The sequence below is a fragment of the Pseudomonas sp. 05N36 genome (assembly GCF_056397385.1).
Genome location: NZ_JBFTNH010000001.1, coordinates 310,152 through 329,713, shown reverse-complemented (window position 1 = coordinate 329,713; position 19,562 = coordinate 310,152). Strand labels below are relative to the sequence as shown.

At 59.4% G+C, this 19,562-nt stretch carries 15 protein-coding genes, 2 tRNA genes and 1 pseudogene; 15 read left to right on the top strand and 3 right to left on the bottom strand.

Annotated features, from left to right (window positions below):
• The first annotated feature begins 13 nt into the window (after positions 1 to 13).
• From hfq to AC1DIH_RS01530, 7 genes are all read left to right on the top strand, one after another.
• Complete coding sequence (hfq, locus tag AC1DIH_RS01560) at positions 14 to 274, top strand: RNA chaperone Hfq (RefSeq protein ID WP_123423785.1); 261 nt, start codon at positions 14 to 16, stop codon at positions 272 to 274.
• Between the two features lie 12 nt (positions 275 to 286).
• Positions 287 to 1,588 carry a ribosome rescue GTPase HflX gene (hflX, locus tag AC1DIH_RS01555; protein WP_019691506.1) on the top strand — a complete coding sequence of 434 codons (1,302 nt, stop codon included), beginning with the start codon at positions 287 to 289 and terminating at the stop codon, positions 1,586 to 1,588.
• A 96-nt stretch (positions 1,589 to 1,684) separates the two neighbouring features.
• Complete coding sequence (hflK, locus tag AC1DIH_RS01550; protein WP_429539047.1) at positions 1,685 to 2,851, top strand: FtsH protease activity modulator HflK; 1,167 nt, start codon at positions 1,685 to 1,687, stop codon at positions 2,849 to 2,851.
• A complete protein-coding gene (hflC, locus tag AC1DIH_RS01545; protein WP_427547397.1) occupies positions 2,851 to 3,720 on the top strand; it encodes a protease modulator HflC in 870 nt (289 codons plus the stop codon). Before hflK ends, hflC begins: the two co-directional genes overlap by 1 nt.
• A gap of 317 nt (positions 3,721 to 4,037) precedes the next feature.
• Entirely contained in the window at positions 4,038 to 5,225 is a 1,188-nt protein-coding gene (locus tag AC1DIH_RS01540) for an ATP phosphoribosyltransferase regulatory subunit (RefSeq protein WP_477770330.1), read from the top strand.
• Between the two features lie 54 nt (positions 5,226 to 5,279).
• Positions 5,280 to 6,572 (top strand): adenylosuccinate synthase, encoded by a 1,293-nt coding sequence (locus AC1DIH_RS01535; protein WP_477770329.1) that lies wholly within the window; start codon positions 5,280 to 5,282, stop codon positions 6,570 to 6,572.
• Between the two features lie 138 nt (positions 6,573 to 6,710).
• Positions 6,711 to 8,645 carry a methyl-accepting chemotaxis protein gene (locus AC1DIH_RS01530; protein ID WP_477770328.1) on the top strand — a complete coding sequence of 645 codons (1,935 nt, stop codon included), beginning with the start codon at positions 6,711 to 6,713 and terminating at the stop codon, positions 8,643 to 8,645.
• 123 nt (positions 8,646 to 8,768) lie between these two features.
• Here the strand turns inward: AC1DIH_RS01530 and AC1DIH_RS01525 are convergent.
• The 3 genes and pseudogenes from AC1DIH_RS01525 to AC1DIH_RS01515 all read right to left on the bottom strand — a co-directional run.
• Positions 8,769 to 8,892, bottom strand: a pseudogene (locus AC1DIH_RS01525) (hypothetical protein); the annotation flags it as partial.
• Between the two features lie 135 nt (positions 8,893 to 9,027).
• A tRNA-Leu gene (locus AC1DIH_RS01520) sits at positions 9,028 to 9,114 on the bottom strand.
• 165 nt (positions 9,115 to 9,279) lie between these two features.
• Positions 9,280 to 9,366, bottom strand: a tRNA-Leu gene (locus tag AC1DIH_RS01515).
• Between the two features lie 225 nt (positions 9,367 to 9,591).
• On the opposite strand from AC1DIH_RS01515, the gene rnr reads away from it, so the two are divergent.
• From rnr to AC1DIH_RS01475, 8 genes are all read left to right on the top strand, one after another.
• Positions 9,592 to 12,222: a ribonuclease R gene (gene rnr / locus AC1DIH_RS01510; RefSeq protein WP_477770327.1), complete on the top strand. Its 2,631-nt coding sequence runs from the start codon at positions 9,592 to 9,594 to the stop codon at positions 12,220 to 12,222.
• Complete coding sequence (gene rlmB / locus AC1DIH_RS01505) at positions 12,219 to 12,980, top strand: 23S rRNA (guanosine(2251)-2'-O)-methyltransferase RlmB (protein WP_477770326.1); 762 nt, start codon at positions 12,219 to 12,221, stop codon at positions 12,978 to 12,980. The genes rnr and rlmB overlap by 4 nt, the downstream gene beginning before the upstream one ends.
• Before the next feature lie 320 nt (positions 12,981 to 13,300).
• The gene (gene rpsF, locus AC1DIH_RS01500; protein ID WP_054595362.1) at positions 13,301 to 13,723 is read left to right on the top strand and encodes a 30S ribosomal protein S6; all 423 of its coding nucleotides are present in this window, start codon (positions 13,301 to 13,303) and stop codon (positions 13,721 to 13,723) included.
• A gap of 28 nt (positions 13,724 to 13,751) precedes the next feature.
• Positions 13,752 to 13,982, top strand: a complete 231-nt coding sequence (gene rpsR, locus AC1DIH_RS01495; RefSeq protein WP_002551829.1) for a 30S ribosomal protein S18 — start codon at positions 13,752 to 13,754, stop codon at positions 13,980 to 13,982.
• A 36-nt stretch (positions 13,983 to 14,018) separates the two neighbouring features.
• On the top strand, positions 14,019 to 14,912 hold the full coding sequence (locus AC1DIH_RS01490; RefSeq protein ID WP_477770325.1) for a hypothetical protein: 894 nt from the start codon (positions 14,019 to 14,021) through the stop codon (positions 14,910 to 14,912).
• A 19-nt stretch (positions 14,913 to 14,931) separates the two neighbouring features.
• The gene (gene rplI, locus AC1DIH_RS01485; protein ID WP_008157007.1) at positions 14,932 to 15,378 is read left to right on the top strand and encodes a 50S ribosomal protein L9; all 447 of its coding nucleotides are present in this window, start codon (positions 14,932 to 14,934) and stop codon (positions 15,376 to 15,378) included.
• A 138-nt stretch (positions 15,379 to 15,516) separates the two neighbouring features.
• Positions 15,517 to 16,914, top strand: coding sequence for a replicative DNA helicase (gene dnaB / locus AC1DIH_RS01480; protein WP_427534445.1), 1,398 nt, complete (start codon positions 15,517 to 15,519; stop codon positions 16,912 to 16,914).
• 267 nt (positions 16,915 to 17,181) lie between these two features.
• Positions 17,182 to 19,485, top strand: a complete 2,304-nt coding sequence (locus AC1DIH_RS01475) for a YgiQ family radical SAM protein (protein WP_477770324.1) — start codon at positions 17,182 to 17,184, stop codon at positions 19,483 to 19,485.
• Positions 19,486 to 19,562 lie beyond the last annotated feature (77 nt).

Below are 19,562 nucleotides of genomic sequence, written 5' to 3'. Positions count from 1 at the left end.
AGGAGTGCGGCACATGTCAAAAGGGCATTCGCTACAAGACCCTTACTTGAACACATTGCGTAAAGAGAAAGTGGGGGTTTCCATCTATCTGGTCAACGGAATCAAACTGCAAGGCACGATCGAGTCGTTCGACCAGTTCGTTATCCTGCTGAAAAACACCGTCAGCCAGATGGTTTACAAACACGCTATCTCTACAGTGGTGCCGGTTCGTCCAATTCGTCTGCCTAGCGCAACCGAAACCGAACAAGCAGACGCTGAGCCAGGTAACGCCTGATAGGAGTCTCCTTTGTTCTTTGAGCGCCACGGTGGTGGTGAGCGAACCATTCTCGTTCACTTGGATGGTCAGGACCCTGAGGCGCGCGAAGATCCGCAGGAGTTTCAGGAGTTGGCAATTTCGGCCGGCGCCGAGACCGTCGCGTTTGTTAACGTGCCGCGTCATCGGCCAACCGCCAAATACCTGATTGGCAGTGGCAAGGTCGAGGAACTGCGCGACCAGGTCAAAGCCGAGAAGGTCGATCTGGTCATATTCAATTCCGTCCTCACGCCCAGTCAGGAACGTAACCTCGAACGTGTTTTCGAGTGTCGCGTGATTGACCGTACCGGCCTGATTCTCGATATCTTCGCCCAACGCGCCCGCACCCATGAAGGCAAGCTCCAGGTTGAACTGGCCCAGCTTGAATACATGAGTACGCGACTGGTTCGCGGCTGGACTCACCTTGAGCGGCAGAAAGGCGGTATCGGTCTGCGCGGTCCGGGTGAAACCCAACTGGAAACCGACCGGCGTCTCCTGCGGGTTCGCCTGCGGCAGATCAAGGGGCGTCTGGAAAAGGTCCGCAGTCAGCGTGATCAGGCTCGTCGTGGCCGCAAGCGTGCGGATATCCCGTCGGTTTCACTGGTGGGCTATACCAACGCCGGCAAGTCGACGCTGTTCAACTCGGTCACCGACTCCGATGTATTCGCCGCCAACCAGTTGTTCGCGACCCTCGACCCGACCTTGCGCCGGCTCGAACTCGCCGACCTCGGTCCGATCGTGCTGGCTGATACCGTGGGTTTCATTCGTCATCTGCCGCACAAGCTGGTCGAGGCATTTCGGGCTACGCTCGAAGAGTCGAGCAACTCTGACCTGCTGCTGCATGTGATCGACGCCCATGAGCCGGAGCGGATGGCCCAGATCGAACAGGTCATGGTGGTGCTCGGCGAGATCGGTGCACAAGACTTGCCGATCCTGGAGGTCTATAACAAACTCGATTTGCTCGAGGGCGTAGAGCCGCAGATCCAGCGTGATGCCGACGGCAAGCCGCAGCGGGTCTGGTTATCGGCGCGTGACGGTCAGGGGCTGGACCTGCTCAAGCAGGCGATTGCGGAATTGCTCGGCAACGATTTGTTCGTTGGCACCTTGCGCTTGCCGCAGCGTTTTGCTCGACTGCGTGCACAGTTCTTTGCGCTCGGTGCCGTACAGAAAGAAGAACATGACGAAGAAGGCATCTGTTTGCTGGCCGTTCGTTTGCCGCGAGTCGAGCTCAATCGACTGGTGAGCCGCGAGGGAATGCAGCCGTTGGAATTCATCGAGCAACACACTTTGCAATAAAAGCCTGAAAAAGCGGTTGTGCCGCTGTGGCAGGCATTCTGTAGCATTGGTCGGCGCGCCGTGGGTGCGTCTTTGCTTTATCAGATGGAGAGCGCTATGGCTTGGAATGAGCCGGGTGGCAACTCGAATAATCAGGATCCTTGGGGTGGTAAACGCCGCAATAATGGCGACCGCAAGGGGCCACCAGATCTCGACGAGGCCTTCCGAAAGCTGCAGGAAAGCCTGAATGGGTTGTTCGGTGGTAGCAAGAAACGCGGTGATGATGGCGGTGGTTCGGGCAAGGGCGGCGGTTACGGCCTGCTCGGCATCGGCCTTGTCGTGCTGGCGGCCGTCTGGCTGTACAGCGCAGTTTACGTAGTCGACGAGCAGGAGCAAGCCGTAGTGCTGCGCTTCGGCAAGTACTACGAAACCGTCGGGCCGGGCCTGAACATCTACTTCCCGCCGATCGATCGCAAGTACATGGAAAACGTCACGCGTGAGCGTGCCTACACCAAGCAGGGTCAAATGCTCACTGAAGACGAGAACATCGTCGAAGTGCCACTGACCGTGCAGTACAAGATCACCAATCTGCAGGACTTCGTGCTGAACGTCGATCAGCCGGAAATCAGCCTGCAACACGCGACCGAGAGTGCCTTGCGCCATGTGGTGGGTTCCACCGCCATGGACCAGGTGCTGACTGAAGGTCGTGAATTGATGGCCAGCGAAATCAAGGAGCGTCTGCAACGCTTCCTCGATACCTATCGCACCGGTATCACCGTCACCCAGGTCAACGTTCAGAGCGCAGCGGCACCGCGTGAAGTCCAGGAAGCCTTCGATGACGTGATCCGCGCTCGTGAAGATGAGCAGCGTTCGCGCAACCAGGCTGAAACCTACGCCAACGGCGTCGTGCCGGAAGCCCGTGGTCAGGCCCAGCGCATCATTGAAGATGCCAACGGTTACCGCGACGAAACGGTATCGCGCGCCAAGGGTGAAGCGGATCGCTTTACCAAACTGGTCGCCGAATATCGCAAGGCTCCGGAAGTCACTCGTCAGCGTCTGTACCTGGACACGATGCAGGAAGTCTTCAGCAGTACCAGCAAGGTTCTCGTGACCGGCAACAAGAATGGCCAGAACAATCTGCTGTACTTGCCGCTGGACAAGATGATCGACAGTGGTCGTAGTGGTGCAGCGCCGGTAACCAGCGCGGCCGCGACCAGCAATGAAGGGCATACGCGTTCGGCAGCTGATCTGCAACAGCCGGCACGTACCAGGGAGAGTCGCTGATGAGCAATAAATCGCTGATCGCCCTTATTGTCGGCGTCGTCGTGGCGATCGCAGCCTGGAACTGCTTCTACATCGTGGCTCAGACCGAGCGCGCGGTGCTGCTGCAGTTCGGGCGCGTGGTTCAGACTGACGTTCAGCCGGGCCTGCATGTGAAAGTGCCTTACGTTAACCAGGTGCGTAAATTCGACGCACGCCTGATGACGCTGGATGCACCGACACAGCGTTTCCTGACGCTGGAAAAGAAAGCCGTCATGGTTGATGCCTACGCCAAGTGGCGCGTCAAGGATGCCGAGCGTTTCTACACTGCGACTTCCGGCCTCAAGCAAATTGCAGACGAGCGCCTTTCGCGTCGTCTGGAGTCGGGCCTGCGTGACCAGTTTGGCAAGCGCACCCTGCACGAAGTGGTTTCCGGTGAGCGCGACGCACTGATGGCGGACATCACGGCTTCGCTGAACAAGATGGCGGAAAAAGAGCTGGGCATCGAAGTGGTCGATGTTCGGGTCAAGGCCATCGATCTGCCGAAGGAAGTGAACCGCAGCGTGTTCGAACGCATGAGCACCGAGCGTGAGCGTGAAGCGCGCGAGCACCGTGCCAAGGGTAACGAGCTGGCCGAAGGCATCCGTGCCGACGCCGATCGTCAGCGCCGCGTACTGCTGGCTGAAGCCTATCGTGAGTCTGAAGAGGTTCGCGGTGACGGTGATGCCCAGGCCGCAGCGATCTACTCCAAGGCCTACGGTCAGGATCAGGAGTTCTACGGTTTCTACCGTAGCCTGCGTGCCTACCGTGAAAGCTTCGCGAACAAATCCGACGTCATGGTTCTGGACCCAAGCAGCGACTTCTTCCGTTACCTGGAAAAAGCCAAGCCTTGATCCGACACTGATCTTGGGGACCCCCGCCGGGCGGCTAAAACCTCTCGCGGGGTGATCCTTTGAGAAAACGTGTGTATGATGCGGCAGCCGGGAAATTCCCGGCTTTTTTGCGTCTGCACGTTTGATTGCGGTTTTTTATTGCAAGACTCGGGTTGAACGACTCGACAGGTTTTTCGAGGAAAGTGTTTGGCGAGGCCGATTCCAGGCCGATCGCCGCGTTGTTCATGCGCGCGACTTATGCGTATGGTTCAGACATTTTCTGCTTCACTCAAGGCCAGCCCGAGGGTTGGCGGCCCGGATCATAGGGGAATGGCGTAATGGCAACGGTAGACCGCTGGCTGCTGCCAGATGGCATCGAAGAAGTACTGCCACCAGAGGCGGCGCGCATTGAAGTCGCGCGTCGTCAGGTGTTGGATCTGTTCCAGAGCTGGGGTTACGAGTTCGTCGTGACCCCGCATATCGAGTACCTGGAATCCCTGCTGACTGGCGCAGGCCAGGACCTCGATCTGCGGACCTTCAAGGTCATCGACCCGCAGTCGGGCCGGCAGATGGGTTTCCGTGCCGACATTACGCCGCAAGTGGCGCGCATCGATGCGCACACCTTGCGTCACGAAGGCCCGAGCCGTCTGTGCTACGCCGGTAGCGTGCTGCATGCGCAACCGCGAGCGTTGTCGACCTCGCGTAGCCCGATCCAGCTGGGCGCCGAGTTGTACGGCGATGCCAGCCCGAGCAGCGACGTGGAAGTCATCAGCCTGATGCTGGCCATGCTGCAACTGGCCGACGTGCCGGATGTGCACATGGACCTTGGTCATGTCGGCATCTACCGTGGCCTGGCGCGTGCCGCCGGTTTGTCCGGTGAGGTCGAGCAACAATTGTTCGATGCCCTGCAGCGCAAGGCCATCGATGAGGTCATTACCTTGACCGAAGGTCTGCCTGCCGATGTGTCGGGCATGCTGCGGGCACTGGTTGATCTGTGCGGCGGTCGTGAAGTGCTGGTTGCCGCTCGCGAACGCCTGGCCAACGCGCCGGCGCCTGTTTTGGCGGCGCTGGACGACTTGCTGGCGATTGCCGAGCGTTTGTCCGTGCGTTTCCCGGATCTTCCGCTGTACTTCGATCTGGGCGAGTTGCGCGGTTACCACTACCACACCGGTGTGGTGTTCGCGGTATTCGTACCGGGTGTTGGCCAGTCCATCGCTCAGGGCGGTCGTTACGACGACATCGGCGCCGACTTCGGTCGCGCCCGTCCGGCGACTGGCTTCTCTACCGATTTGAAAACCCTGGTGACCCTGGGGCGTGCTGAAATCGAGCTACCGTCTGGCGGTATCTGGATGCCTGACAGTACGGATGCAGCACTCTGGCAGCAGGTTTGCCAGTTGCGCAGTGAGGGTCAGCGTGTCGTTCAGGCATTGCCTGGGCAACCATTGGCCGCCGCCCGTGATGCGGACTGCGACCGGCAATTGATTCAGCAGAACGGGCTTTGGCAAGTATTGCCGCTGGCTTCTTGAGTTTTCCTGCCGGCGGCTGCCGGCACCAAGTTTGCGCGAATGAGGACAAGTGTTATGGGTAAGAATGTCGTAGTCCTGGGCACCCAATGGGGTGATGAGGGCAAAGGCAAGATCGTTGATCTGCTGACCGAACATGCTGCCGCCGTAGTGCGCTACCAGGGTGGCCACAACGCTGGTCACACGCTGGTGATCGACGGCGAAAAAACCGTCTTGCACCTGATCCCGTCGGGCGTGCTGCGCGATGGCGTGCAGTGCCTGATCGGCAACGGCGTGGTGGTTGCACCTGACGCCCTGCTGCGCGAGATCATCAAGCTGGAAGAGAAGGGTGTACCGGTGCGCGAGCGCCTGCGCATCAGCCCGTCCTGCCCGCTGATCCTGTCTTACCACGTAGCGCTGGACCAGGCTCGTGAAAAGGCCCGTGGCGAGCTGAAGATCGGCACCACCGGTCGTGGCATCGGCCCGGCTTACGAAGACAAGGTTGCACGTCGTGGCCTGCGCATCGGTGACCTGTTCCACCGCGAGCGTTTCGCCGCCAAGCTGGGCGAGTTGCTGGACTACCACAACTTCGTACTGGTCAATTACTACAAAGAGCCGGCCATCGACTTCCAGAAAACCCTGGACGAGTGCATGGAATACGCCGAGCTGCTCAAGCCGATGATGCTCGACGTCACCGCCGAACTGCATAACCTGCGTCGCGACGGCAAAGACATCATGTTCGAAGGCGCCCAGGGCTCCTTGCTGGACATCGACCACGGTACCTATCCGTACGTCACCAGTTCCAACACCACCGCTGGCGGCATCGCGACCGGTTCGGGTTTTGGCCCGATGTACCTGGATTACATCCTCGGCATCACCAAGGCTTACACCACTCGCGTTGGCTCGGGTCCGTTCCCGACCGAGCTGTTCGACGACGTTGGTGCGTTCCTGGCCAAGCGTGGCCACGAGTTCGGTGCGACCACCGGCCGTGCCCGTCGTTGCGGCTGGTTCGATGCCGTCATCCTGCGCCGCGCCATCGACGTCAACAGCATCTCGGGCCTGTGCCTGACCAAGCTGGACGTACTGGACGGTCTTGAGACCATCAACATCTGCGTGGGCTACAAGAACCAGGAAGGCGCCGTGATCGACGCACCGACTGACGCCGACAGCTACATCGGTCTGGAGCCAGTGTACGAACAAATGCCGGGCTGGACCGAGTYGACCCTCGGCGCCAAGACCCTGGAAGAGCTGCCTCAGGCTGCTCGCAACTACATCAAGCGCGTTGAAGAGTTGGTCGGTGCACCGATCGACATTATTTCGACGGGCCCGGACCGCAACGAGACCATCGTTCTGCGTCACCCGTTCGCTTGATAAGTCGTTGATGTAAAACACAAAGGACCCTTAATCGGGTCCTTTGTCGTTTATGCCTGTTGGACGGCATGACCTTTGCTGTGAATCTCTGTTCCAGAGTGCCATCAATTTAATGGCGTGCAAGTAGAGGGATTTCCTGTGTCGGCCGTTCTCTCACTGTTACAAAGCCGTTTGTTGCGGCCCGTGTTCGTTACCCTTGGTATCGCCTTATTGGTGCAAGTGTTGGTGGCTGTCGCACTGACCCGGAGCACTGTGACTGCATTGGAAGCCGATTTGGGCAATCGTCTTGGCGTCGATAGCCAGAAACTCTCTGGCGAACTCGAACAGGCCGGGCGTGAAGTCACTTCCAGTCTTGATAACCTCTCCACCAGTACCCGTCAGCGCCTGACCGCCGGTTTGTCCTCGCGACTCAAGGACGAGCAGGCACAACTGCGTGCGGCGCTGGAAAAGGACCTGAAGGACTCGGCCAATGACATGGCTCAGCTCCTGGCGTCGGTTGCACCCCGCGCGATGTGGGACAGCGACGTTCCAACGCTGTCCGAATTCGCCCGCCGGGCCCAGCGCAATCCGAACGTACTGTTCGTGGTGTATGACGACGCCACCGGCCAGCACCTGACCCGCTACCTGAACCGGGAAAATCCGATCAACGCTGCCCTTTTGGAAAAAGGCCAGGGTGATCGGGCGCTGGATAAAGTGCTGGATGCGGCAAAACACGATCCTTCGGTCTACTACCTCGAAGCCTCGATCAACCCCAATGGCGTGGAAATCGGCAAGGTGCTGATGGGCGTCTCCACGGCGTCGGTGGAAACTGACCTGGTAGCCCTCGACAAGCGCTTCTCGGCGCTGATCGCCAGCAGTGATCAACTGGTTGGCGACAGTCTCAAAGGTGCTGCTGCTGATAGCGCCACGGCCATGCGCGCGCGCTTGCAGTCGGCGCAGTCCACGGCCACTGAAATGAAAGCCAATACCGCCAGCACCGTTCAGGAAGCAGCAGCGACCTTGCGCTGGCGGATCGGCATGGCGCTGGCGCTGGTCGGCTGCGGTGTCTTGCTGCTACTGGCGGTCGTGCTTGGGCGGCGGGTGGTCAATCGCCTGAAGCTGCTGATCGCGGCAATGGAGGATCTGGCTGCAGGTGATGGTGACCTGACCAAGCGCGTGCAAATCAACAGCAAAGATGAAATCGGCGACATGGCATCGGCGGTCAACCGCTTTGTGGATAAGTTGCAGCCGATCGTTCGCGAGGCGGGTGATGTGGCCCAGCGCACCGGCGTGGAAATCGGTGCAATGAGCAAGCGCAATGCCGGCGCCGATGCGGCGGCGAAATCCCAGCGCGATGAGGTGGCGGAGAGCTTGCGTGCCTTGTCGCAAATGGCTGACGAAGCGCAGGCCGAAAGCCATGCGATGCAGGCGGCGTTGCAGCAGGTGGTGGATATTCGTCAGGCGACGGATGAAAACACCCGTACCTCGGCGCAGGTTGGCAGTCTCATCGAGGCGTTGGCCGGGCAGGTTGATACCGGGGCTAAAGTCATCGAGCGTCTGGCGCAGCAGAGCGAGCAGATTGAAGTGGTATTGGAGGTGATTCACGGGATCGCCGAGCAGACCAACTTGCTGGCGCTGAATGCGGCGATCGAAGCGGCGCGGGCCGGTGAGACCGGGCGTGGTTTTGCGGTGGTGGCCGATGAAGTGCGGGCGCTGGCCAGCAAGACTCAAAGCTCGACTGGCGATATTCAGGCGCACATCGGAGCGTTGCAGCAAGGCGCTCGCGAGGCCGTGGCGGCGATTGGACAGGCGGGGCGCCAGGCCAGCGAGGGTTTGCTGGTATTGCGCGACAGTGCGCGTTTGCAGCAGTCGGTGCAGGTTTCTGTCGAGCAGGTGCATGCGGCCATCGGTCTGGCGACTCAGGCGGCGGCCCATCAGGCCAAAGGCGCGCACGCGGTGCGTGGGCGGGTCGAGACCATTCATGCCCAGGCCGAACGTGCGGCGCAGGCGGTGGTGGAAACCACCGCCAGCGGCAAGGTGCTCGACAGCCTGGCGGCACAGCTGAAAGCGAGCCTGGGGCAGTTCAGGGCTTGATTTGTTGCATGGGATACCGCCATCGCGAGCAGGCTCGCTCCCACATTTAATCTCTGTAGCTCACACATTATGTGTTCGCCAAAGATCAGTGTGGGAGTGAGCCTGCTCGCGATGGCGATGTCGGCGGCTCAAATACATCCGCGTCGTGCGTAGATAGACCGGCAACCCCCGACACCAGAATCAGCAGTGCCGAATAAGGCGCCGCCGCCGCAAACTCGACATTCGCGGTGTGCGCCCGCACCTCTGTGGTCTACGAATAGCGTCGCTATCAGCTACAGAGGCTGTGTCGGTACATGCATGAGATTTCCGAACGTCAGAAACGCAAAAACCCGCTTTCGCGGGTTTTTGTGAGGTTCAAGATCGTTGACCTTGAACTTTGAATTGGTGCCCAGAAGAAGACTCGAACTTCCACGACCTTGCGGTCACCAGCACCTGAAGCTGGCGTGTCTACCAATTTCACCATCTGGGCAGTATCAGCAACGTTGCCGCTGTTGATGTGGCGCACTATACGGAGAGCGTTTTGATCTGTAAACCCCTGATTTAATTTTAATAAATCAAATGGCTAGAATGCAAAAACCCGCTTTCGCGGGTTTTTGTGTGAGCCTTGAAATTGAACTAATCTCAAGCTCGGAATTGGTGCCCAGAAGAAGACTCGAACTTCCACGACCTTGCGGTCACCAGCACCTGAAGCTGGCGTGTCTACCAATTTCACCATCTGGGCAGTATCGAGATGCGTCTGCGTCGTCGATGGCGCGCACTATACGGAGCGTCCTTTTAACTGTAAACCCCTGAACTCAAAAAAACCTGGAAAATTTTACGAGCGGTGCTTAATGCTGTCTTTCCAGGCGGAGGAAGGGACATTTAGGGCCTCCAAGAGCCTGAAATTTCCCGTTTCATTACGCCTATGCCAAACTAACCCGCATATAGACAAGGTGAAAACTCTCTAATGGCCGATTGGCAGTCCCTCGATCCCGAGGCCGCTCGTGAAGCGGAAAAATATGAAAACCCTATTCCTAGCCGCGAACTGATCCTTCAGCACCTTGCTGATCGGGGTTCGCCTGCTAACCGCGAGCAACTGGTCGAAGAGTTTGGTCTGACCACAGAAGACCAGATCGAAGCCCTGCGCCGCCGCCTGCGCGCCATGGAGCGCGATGCTCAGCTTATTTACACTCGTCGCGGCACTTACGCGCCGGTAGACAAGCTCGACCTGATCCTGGGCCGCATCAGCGGTCACCGTGACGGCTTCGGCTTCCTGATCCCGGACGACGGCAGTGACGACCTGTTCATGAGCCCGGCGCAAATGCGTCTGGTGTTCGACGGCGACCGTGCGCTGGCTCGGGTTTCCGGTCTCGACCGTCGTGGTCGCCGCGAAGGCGTGATCGTCGAAGTGGTGTCCCGTGCTCACGAAAGCATTGTCGGTCGTTACTTCGAAGAAGGCGGCATCGGCTTTGTGGTGGCCGACAACCCGAAGATCCAGCAGGAAGTGCTGGTGACGCCGGGTCGTAACGCCAACGCCAATATCGGCCAATTCGTTGAAGTGAAGATCACGCACTGGCCAACCCCGCGCTTCCAGCCGCAAGGCGATGTGGTGGAAGTGGTCGGCAACTACATGGCGCCGGGCATGGAAATCGATATTGCCCTGCGGACCTACGACATTCCTCACGTCTGGCCTGAAGCGGTGCTCAAAGAAGCCGCCAAGCTCAAGCCGGAAGTCGAAGAGAAAGACAAAGAGAAGCGCATCGACCTGCGTCATCTGCCGTTCGTTACCATCGACGGCGAAGATGCCCGCGACTTCGATGACGCGGTCTACTGCGAAGCGAAACCGGGCAAGCTGCGGCTGTTCTCCGGCGGCTGGAAGTTGTACGTGGCGATTGCCGACGTTTCCAGCTACGTGAAGATCGGTTCGGCGCTGGATGCCGAGTCCCAAGTGCGCGGCAACTCGGTGTACTTCCCCGAGCGCGTAGTGCCGATGCTGCCTGAGCAACTGTCCAACGGCCTATGCTCGCTGAACCCGCATGTCGATCGCCTGGCCATGGTTTGCGAGATGACCATCTCGAAAACCGGTGAGATGACCGACTACTGCTTCTATGAAGCAGTAATTCACTCCCACGCCCGCCTGACCTACAACAAGGTCAGCGCGATGCTGGAGCAACCGAAAACCACCGAAGCTCGTCAGCTTCGTGGCGAATACACCGACGTGGTGCCGCATCTCAAGCAGCTCTACTCGCTGTACAAGGTGTTGCTGGCGGCCCGTCACGTGCGTGGTGCGATCGATTTCGAAACGCAGGAAACCCGAATCATCTTCGGTTCCGAGCGCAAGATCGCCGAAATCCGTCCGACCGTGCGCAACGACGCGCACAAGTTGATCGAGGAATGCATGCTGGCGGCCAACGTGGCCACCGCCGAGTTCCTGAAAAAACACGAAATCCCTGCGCTGTACCGGGTTCACGATGGTCCGCCACCAGAGCGCCTGGAAAAACTCCGCGCCTTCCTCGGTGAACTCGGCCTGTCCCTGCACAAAGGCAAGGAAGGTCCGTCGCCGAAGGATTACCAGGCGTTGCTGGCCGGGATCAAGGATCGTCCGGATTTCCACCTGATCCAGACCGTCATGCTGCGCTCGTTGAGCCAAGCGGTGTACAGCGCCGATAACCAGGGCCACTTCGGCCTGAATTACGAAGCCTATACCCACTTCACCTCGCCGATTCGCCGTTACCCGGACTTGCTCACGCACCGGGCGATTCGCAGTGTCATCCACTCCAAGCAAGACACGCCACACGTGCGTCGTGCCGGGGCGATGACCATTCCGAAAGCGCGCATTTATCCGTACGACGAAGCGGCGCTGGAGCAGCTCGGCGAGCAGTGCTCGATGAGCGAGCGCCGTGCCGACGAAGCAACCCGCGACGTGGTGAACTGGCTCAAGTGCGAGTTCATGAAAGATCGCGTGGGCGAGTCGTTCCCGGGTGTGATCACCGCGGTGACCGGTTTTGGCCTGTTCGTCGAGCTGACCGATATCTACGTCGAAGGTCTGGTCCACGTGACCGCTTTGCCGGGCGATTACTACCACTTCGACCCTGTGCATCACCGCCTGGCCGGTGAGCGTACCGGTCGCAGCTTCCGCCTCGGCGATACCGTTGAAGTGCGCGTGATACGGGTTGACCTCGACGAGCGCAAGATCGACTTCGAGATGGCTGAAAAAACCATCAGCGCGCCGATTGGCCGCAAGAAGCGTGGTGCAGAAACCTCGGCGCCTGCCGCCAAGACTGCTGCTGAGCCGGCGCCGGCAAAAGCCGGTCGTCGTGGTCCGGCGAAGGAAAAGGCGGTCGAAGCCTATCGCCCGAGCGATGCCGCGGCGAAAAATGCTGAAGTGCGCAAAAGTCGTGAAATGAAGCAGGCGTTGCTGGCCGAAGCGAAGAACGGCGGTAAAGCGGCGTCTGGGGGAAAGACCGGGCGGTCGGCGCCTGAAAAGGCCTCCGGCGGCAAGCCAGCCAAACCGAGTAAACACCGTAAAGGTCCGCCAAAAGCGGGCTCGGCTCCAGCCAAAAGCGGCGGGGCACGTAAACCTAAGGCCAAGTCATGAGTCAGTTGGAAAAAATCTATGGCGTGCATGCCGTAGAAGCGTTGCTGCGTCATCACCCGAAACGCGTCAAGCAGATCTGGCTGGCCGAAGGCCGCAGTGATCCGCGCGTTCAGACGCTGATCGAGCTGGCCAGCGAAAACCGCGTTGCAGTCGGTCAGGCCGAGCGTCGTGAGCTGGATGCCTGGGTTGAAGGCGTGCACCAGGGCGTGGTGGCGGAAGTGAGTCCGAGCCAGGTCTGGGGTGAGGCAATGCTCGACGAGTTGCTCGACCGTACCGAAGGCGCGCCGCTGCTGCTGGTGCTCGACGGCGTAACCGATCCGCACAACCTCGGTGCTTGCCTGCGTTCTGCCGATGCGGCGGGCGCTTTGGCGGTGATCGTTCCGAAGGACAAGTCAGCCACCCTGACCCCGACTGTGCGTAAAGTCGCCTGTGGTGCCGCGGAAGTGATTCCGTTGGTGGCCGTGACCAACCTGGCGCGCACCCTGGAAAAGCTCAAGCAGCGTGGTTTGTGGGTTGTCGGTACGGCGGGGGAGGCTGAGCAGGATCTGTATCAGCAGGACCTGACCGGCCCGACCATCCTGATCATGGGCGCGGAAGGCAGCGGGATGCGTCGCCTGACGCGTGATCTTTGCGATTACCTGGTGCGTTTGCCGATGGCGGGCAGTGTCAGCAGTCTCAACGTTTCCGTGGCTACTGGCGTGTGTCTGTTCGAAGCCTTGCGCCAGCGCGGCGTCAAAGCCGCCGCTAAAAAGCCCTGATCCTGCTGCAAATCTAAAATGTGGGAGCGGGCTTGCTCGCGAAGGCGGGGTGTCATTCAGCGCAAATGCTGGATGTGATACCGCATTCGCGAGCAAGCCCGCTCCCACAGTGGTTCTGCGCCAAGGCAAAGATTGATGATGTGAACGAACTGTTCAAATAATCACCAATTGCCTTGCGCCGCTTCTGTCCCTTCTCTACAATTGCGCCCCTTGCTGTGACGGCAGGCACGCATGTGTCCATCGCCGGCAAGTCCATAAGTGTCATTCACTCCTTGTCTGACCGCTTTTGAGCGGCAGGCTACAACCCGTAAGGAGCATTCATGCGTCATTACGAAATCATCTTTTTGGTCCACCCGGATCAAAGCGAGCAAGTCGGCGGCATGGTTGAGCGTTACACCAAGCTGATCGAAGAAGACGGCGGCAAAATCCACCGTCTGGAAGATTGGGGCCGTCGTCAACTGGCCTACGCAATCAACAATGTTCACAAGGCTCACTACGTGATGCTGAACGTTGAGTGCACTGGCAAGGCCCTGGCCGAGCTGGAAGACAACTTCCGCTACAACGATGCAGTGATCCGTAACCTGGTCATCCGTCGCGAAGAAGCCGTTACCGGCCAATCCGAGATGCTCAAGGCTGAAGAAAACCGCAGTGAGCGCCGTGAGCGTCGCGACCGTCCTGAGCACGAAGGCGCTGAAAGCGTTGACAGTGATGACAGCGACAACAGCGATAACGCTGACGAGTAATCCACGGACCTTTTGAGGAGCCTATTACATGGCACGTTTCTTCCGTCGTCGTAAATTCTGCCGCTTCACCGCTGAAGACGTGAAAGAGATCGATTACAAAGATCTCAACACTCTGAAAGCTTACGTATCCGAGACCGGCAAAATCGTTCCAAGCCGCATCACCGGTACCAAAGCTCGTTATCAGCGTCAGCTGGCCACCGCTATCAAGCGCGCCCGCTTCCTGGCCCTGCTGGCCTACACCGACAGCCACGGCCGCTGAGACCGGGCAGTCGACACGTAGCAAAGGATTGAATGCATGCGCGCCATAGCTGAGTTCATCATGCGCGGTCGTATGCAGGCCACTCTCGTAGTGGCTGGATGCGCGGCATTGCCGTTGTTGTACTGGTTGGGTGCTGCCGCCGGGAGCCTTGTGCTGCTGCGGCGCGGATTGAAGGACGCCATGGGCGTTCTTGCTCTGGGAATACTGCCGGCATTGATCTGGTGGCTGTATTCCGATGACCCACGCGCACTCATGGTGCTGCTGGGGTCTTCGGGCCTTGCGTTGGTTTTGCGCGCAAGTGAATCCTGGAACCGCGTGCTGCTGGTCAGCATAGCGATGGGATTGGTGTTTTCAGTGGTGCTGGGTGCGGCTTACCGCCCTCAGATCGAGATGCTGTCGCAGGAGCTGGTAAAGATCCTGCCGCTGGCCCTCGGTGACCTCTACCAGCAATTGTCGGTAGAGGAGCGAGCGCGTCTCGCCGCCCTGATTGCCCCGGTCCTGACCGGCCTGATAGCGGCCTTGTTGCAAATCGTCAGTGTGCTGAGCCTGATTGTCGGGCGCTACTGGCAGGCGTTGTTGTACAACCCCGGTGGTTTTGGTCGCGAGTTTCGCGCCATCCGAATCCCGCTGGGGCCGGCGATGTTGCTGCTGGCGTGCATGCTTCTGGGGCCGAACTTCGGTTCCCAGCTGGCCATGTTGACGCCGTTGTGCAGCGTACCGCTGGTGTTCGCCGGGCTGGCCCTGATTCATGGGCTGGTGGCTGAAAAGCGACTGGCCAAGTTTTGGCTGGTGGGGTTGTACGTAACGCTGTTGCTGTTTATGCAGCTGATCTATCCGTTGCTGGTGGTCCTGGCCATTGTCGACAGCCTGATTGATTTTCGCGGTCGTTTGACGCCGAAAGACGTCGATAGCGCGAACGGTGAAGGTTAAAAGTTAAGAGGATTTTCACATGCAACTGATCCTTCTGGAAAAAGTCACCAACCTGGGCAACCTGGGTGACAAAGTGAACGTTAAGGCTGGTTACGGTCGTAACTACCTGCTGCCTTACGGCAAAGCTACCGCTGCGACCGCTGCCAACCTGGCTGCGTTCGAAGAGCGTCGCGCTGAGCTGGAAAAAGCCGCAGCAGACCGTAAAACTTCGGCTGAAAACCGTGCTGCCCAACTGGCTGAGCTGGAAGTGACCATCACTGCCACCGCCGGTGACGAAGGCAAGCTGTTCGGTTCGATCGGCACCCACGACATCGCTGATGCACTGACCGCCTCTGGCGTTGAAGTTGCAAAAAGCGAAGTTCGTCTGCCGAACGGCACCATCCGCAACGTAGGCGAATTCGACGTAGCCGTGCACCTGCACGCTGAAGTTGAAGCCACCGTACGCGTTGTCGTGGTAGCAGCTTAAGCAACACTTGTCGGCTGGCACCCTCGGGTGCTTGCCGGTAACATCGGGCACGATCCTGTTTACAGGTCGTGCCCTTTGTCTTTCTGCGGTTCCTGATTTTCTACAACCCCCTGCTTTTCCTAAAGAACCCAAGTGGCCATGAACGATATCTCCGCTCCTGAGCAATACGATCTGCAAACCGCCGCGCTGAAAGTGCCGCCGCATTCCATCGAGGCCGAACAGGCTGTGCTCGGTGGTCTGATGCTGGACAACAACGCCTGGGAGCGCGTGCTCGATCAGGTCTCGGACGGTGATTTCTATCGACATGACCACCGCCTGATCTTCCGTGCGATCGCCAAGCTGGCCGATCAGAACATGCCGATCGACGTCGTGACCCTGGCCGAGCAATTGGACAAGGAAGGTCAGACCTCGCAAGTCGGCGGTCTTGGATACCTGGGTGAGCTGGCGAAAAACACGCCGTCGGTCGCCAACATCAAGGCCTATGCCGCGATCGTTCGTGAGCGGGCGACCCTGCGCCAGTTGATCGGTATCAGCACCGAAATCGCCGACAGTGCCTTCAACCCGGAAGGCCGCACCGCCGCCGAAATTCTCGATGAAGCCGAACGGCAGATCTTCCAGATCGCCGAGGCCCGCCCGAAAACCGGCGGTCCGGTGAGCGTCAATGACCTGTTGACCAAGGCCATCGACCGCATCGATACCTTGTTCAACACCGACAACGCCATCACCGGCCTGTCGACCGGTTACACCGACCTCGACGAGAAGACCAGCGGCCTGCAACCGTCTGACCTGATCATCGTCGCCGGCCGTCCATCGATGGGTAAAACCACCTTTGCGATGAACCTGGTGGAGAACGCCGTGTTGCGCAGCGAGAAGGCGGTACTGGTTTACTCGCTCGAGATGCCAGGCGAATCGCTGATCATGCGTATGTTGTCGTCGCTGGGCCGGATCGACCAGACCAAGGTCCGGGCTGGTCGCCTGGAAGACGACGATTGGCCGCGCCTGACCTCGGCGGTCAACCTGCTCAATGATCGCAAGCTGTTCATCGACGATACCGCCGGCATCAGCCCGTCGGAAATGCGTGCGCGGACCCGTCGCCTGGTGCGCGAACACGGTGAGATCGGTCTGATCATGATCGACTACCTGCAATTGATGCAGATCCCGGGTTCCAGCGGTGACAACCGGACCAACGAGATTTCCGAAATCTCCCGTTCCTTGAAGGCCCTGGCCAAGGAATTCAACTGCCCGGTGGTGGCGCTGTCCCAGCTCAATCGTTCCCTCGAACAGCGGCCGAACAAGCGGCCAGTGAACTCCGACTTGCGGGAATCCGGAGCGATCGAGCAGGACGCCGACGTCATCATGTTCGTGTACCGGGACGAGGTGTATCACCCGGAGACCGAGCACAAGGGCATCGCCGAGATCATCATCGGCAAGCAGCGTAACGGCCCGATCGGCTTTATCCGCCTGGCCTTCATCGGCAAATACACCCGATTCGAAAACCTCGCGCCGGGCAGCTATAACTTCGACGATGACGAGTAACCTGAGCGGCGACTTTGTGGCGAGGGAGCTTGCTCCCGCTGGGCAGCGAAGCGGCCCCCATAGTTTATCTGTGATACCGCAAGTTCAGGATTTACGACTGCTTCGCAGCCGAACGGGAGCAAGCTCCCTCGCCACAAGAGCTGCGTCATGCCTCGGGAGCTTGTTGCGAATCTGACTCTGCAATTTCCGACCATAGCCGTCGGAATTGGTTAATTTTTGTGCTATATTCCGCGCCCGCGATTTTTCATCTCAACACCGGTCATCGTCATGCAAACAGCCAAGCCGTTATTTGACTATCCCAAGTACTGGGCCGAATGTTTCGGTCCAGCGCCATTCCTGCCAATGAGCAGGGAGGAGATGGATCAGCTTGGCTGGGATTCCTGCGACATCATCATCGTCACCGGTGATGCGTACGTTGACCACCCGTCGTTTGGCATGGCAATCATCGGCCGGCTGCTGGAGTCCCAGGGCTTTCGCGTCGGGATCATTGCCCAGCCAAACTGGCAGTCCAAAGACGACTTCATGAAGCTCGGCGAGCCGAACCTGTTTTTCGGTGTCGCGGCCGGCAACATGGACTCGATGATCAACCGCTACACCGCCGACAAGAAAATCCGTTCCGATGACGCCTACACCCCTGGTGGCCTGGCGGGCAAACGTCCGGATCGCGCCAGCCTGGTTTACAGCCAGCGCTGCAAGGAAGCCTACAAGAACGTGCCGATCGTTCTCGGTGGCATCGAGGCTTCCCTGCGCCGCATCGCGCACTACGATTACTGGCAGGACCGGGTGCGCAACTCGATCCTGATCGACGCCTGCGCCGACATCCTCCTGTACGGTAACGCCGAGCGAGCAATCGTCGAGGTTGCCCAGCGTCTGTCCTACGGTCACAAAATCGAAGACATCACCGACGTGCGCGGCACCGCGTTCATCCGTCGTGATACGCCGCAAGGCTGGTACGAAGTCGATTCCACGCGCATCGACCGTCCGGGCAAGATCGACAAGATCATCAACCCGTACGTCAACACCCAGGACACCCAGGCCTGCGCCATTGAGCAGGAAAAAGGCCCGGTCGAAGATCCGCAGGAAGCCAAGGTCGTGCAGATTCTGGCGAGCCCGCGGATGACCCGCGACAAGACCGTGATCCGTCTGCCGTCGGTAGAAAAGGTTCGTGGTGACGCCGTTCTGTACGCCCACGCCAACCGCGTGTTGCACCTGGAAACCAACCCGGGCAACGCCCGCGCGCTGGTTCAGAAGCACGGCGAAGTCGATGTCTGGTTCAACCCGCCACCGATTCCGATGACCACCGAAGAAATGGACTACGTGTTTGGCATGCCTTACGCACGTGTTCCGCACCCGGCGTATGGCAAGGAGAAGATCCCTGCCTACGACATGATCCGTTTCTCGGTGAACATCATGCGCGGCTGCTTCGGCGGCTGTACTTTCTGCTCGATTACCGAGCACGAAGGCCGGATCATCCAGAACCGCTCCGAAGAGTCGATCATTCGCGAGATCGAAGAGATCCGCGACAAGGTTCCAGGCTTTACCGGTGTGATCTCCGACCTCGGTGGCCCGACCGCGAACATGTACCGCATTGCCTGCAAGAGCCCGGAAATCGAATCCGCGTGCCGCAAGCCGTCGTGCGTGTTCCCCGGCATTTGCCCGAACCTCAACACCGACCACTCGTCGCTGATCCAGCTGTATCGCAGCGCCCGTGCCTTGCCGGGTGTGAAGAAGATCCTGATCGCCTCCGGCCTGCGTTACGACCTTGCGGTCGAGTCGCCGGAATACGTCAAGGAGCTGGTGACCCACCACGTCGGCGGCTACCTGAAGATCGCCCCGGAACATACCGAGGAAGGTCCGCTCAACCAGATGATGAAGCCGGGCATCGGCAGCTATGACAAGTTCAAGCGGATGTTCGAGAAGTACTCCAAGGAGGCCGGGAAAGAGCAGTACCTGATTCCGTACTTCATCGCGGCCCACCCGGGCACCACCGACGAAGACATGATGAACCTGGCCCTGTGGCTCAAGGGCAACGGTTTCCGTGCGGATCAGGTGCAGGCGTTCTACCCGTCGCCGATGGCCACCGCCACCGCCATGTATCACTCGGGCAAGAACCCGCTGCGCAAGGTCACCTACAAGAGCGACGCCGTGACCATCGTCAAGAGCGAAGAGCAGCGTCGCCTGCACAAGGCGTTCTTGCGTTATCACGATCCGAAAGGCTGGCCAATGCTGCGTGAAGCGCTGACCCGCATGGGCCGCGCCGACCTGATCGGGCCAGGCAAGAACCAGCTGATCCCGCTGCACCAGCCGGCCACCGACAGTTACCAGAGCGCCCGTCGCAAGAACTCGACGCCAGCCGGTAGCCATAAAGTGGCTGGAGAAAAGACCACCAAGATCCTCACGCAGCACACCGGCTTGCCGCCGCGTGCCAGCGATGGCGGTAACCCGTGGGACAAGCGTGAACAGGCCAAGGCCGCGGCGTTCGCCCGCAACCAGCAGGCAGCGAAGGAACGCAAGGACGCCGCCAAAGGCAAAGGGCCAAAACCTGCGCGCAAGCCAGTCGTGCCGCGTTGATCGCAGCCTAGCAAGCAAAACGCCAGCCTCGTGCTGGCGTTTTGCTTTCTAGGCGCTGGAGAACCTGTTTGTTAAGG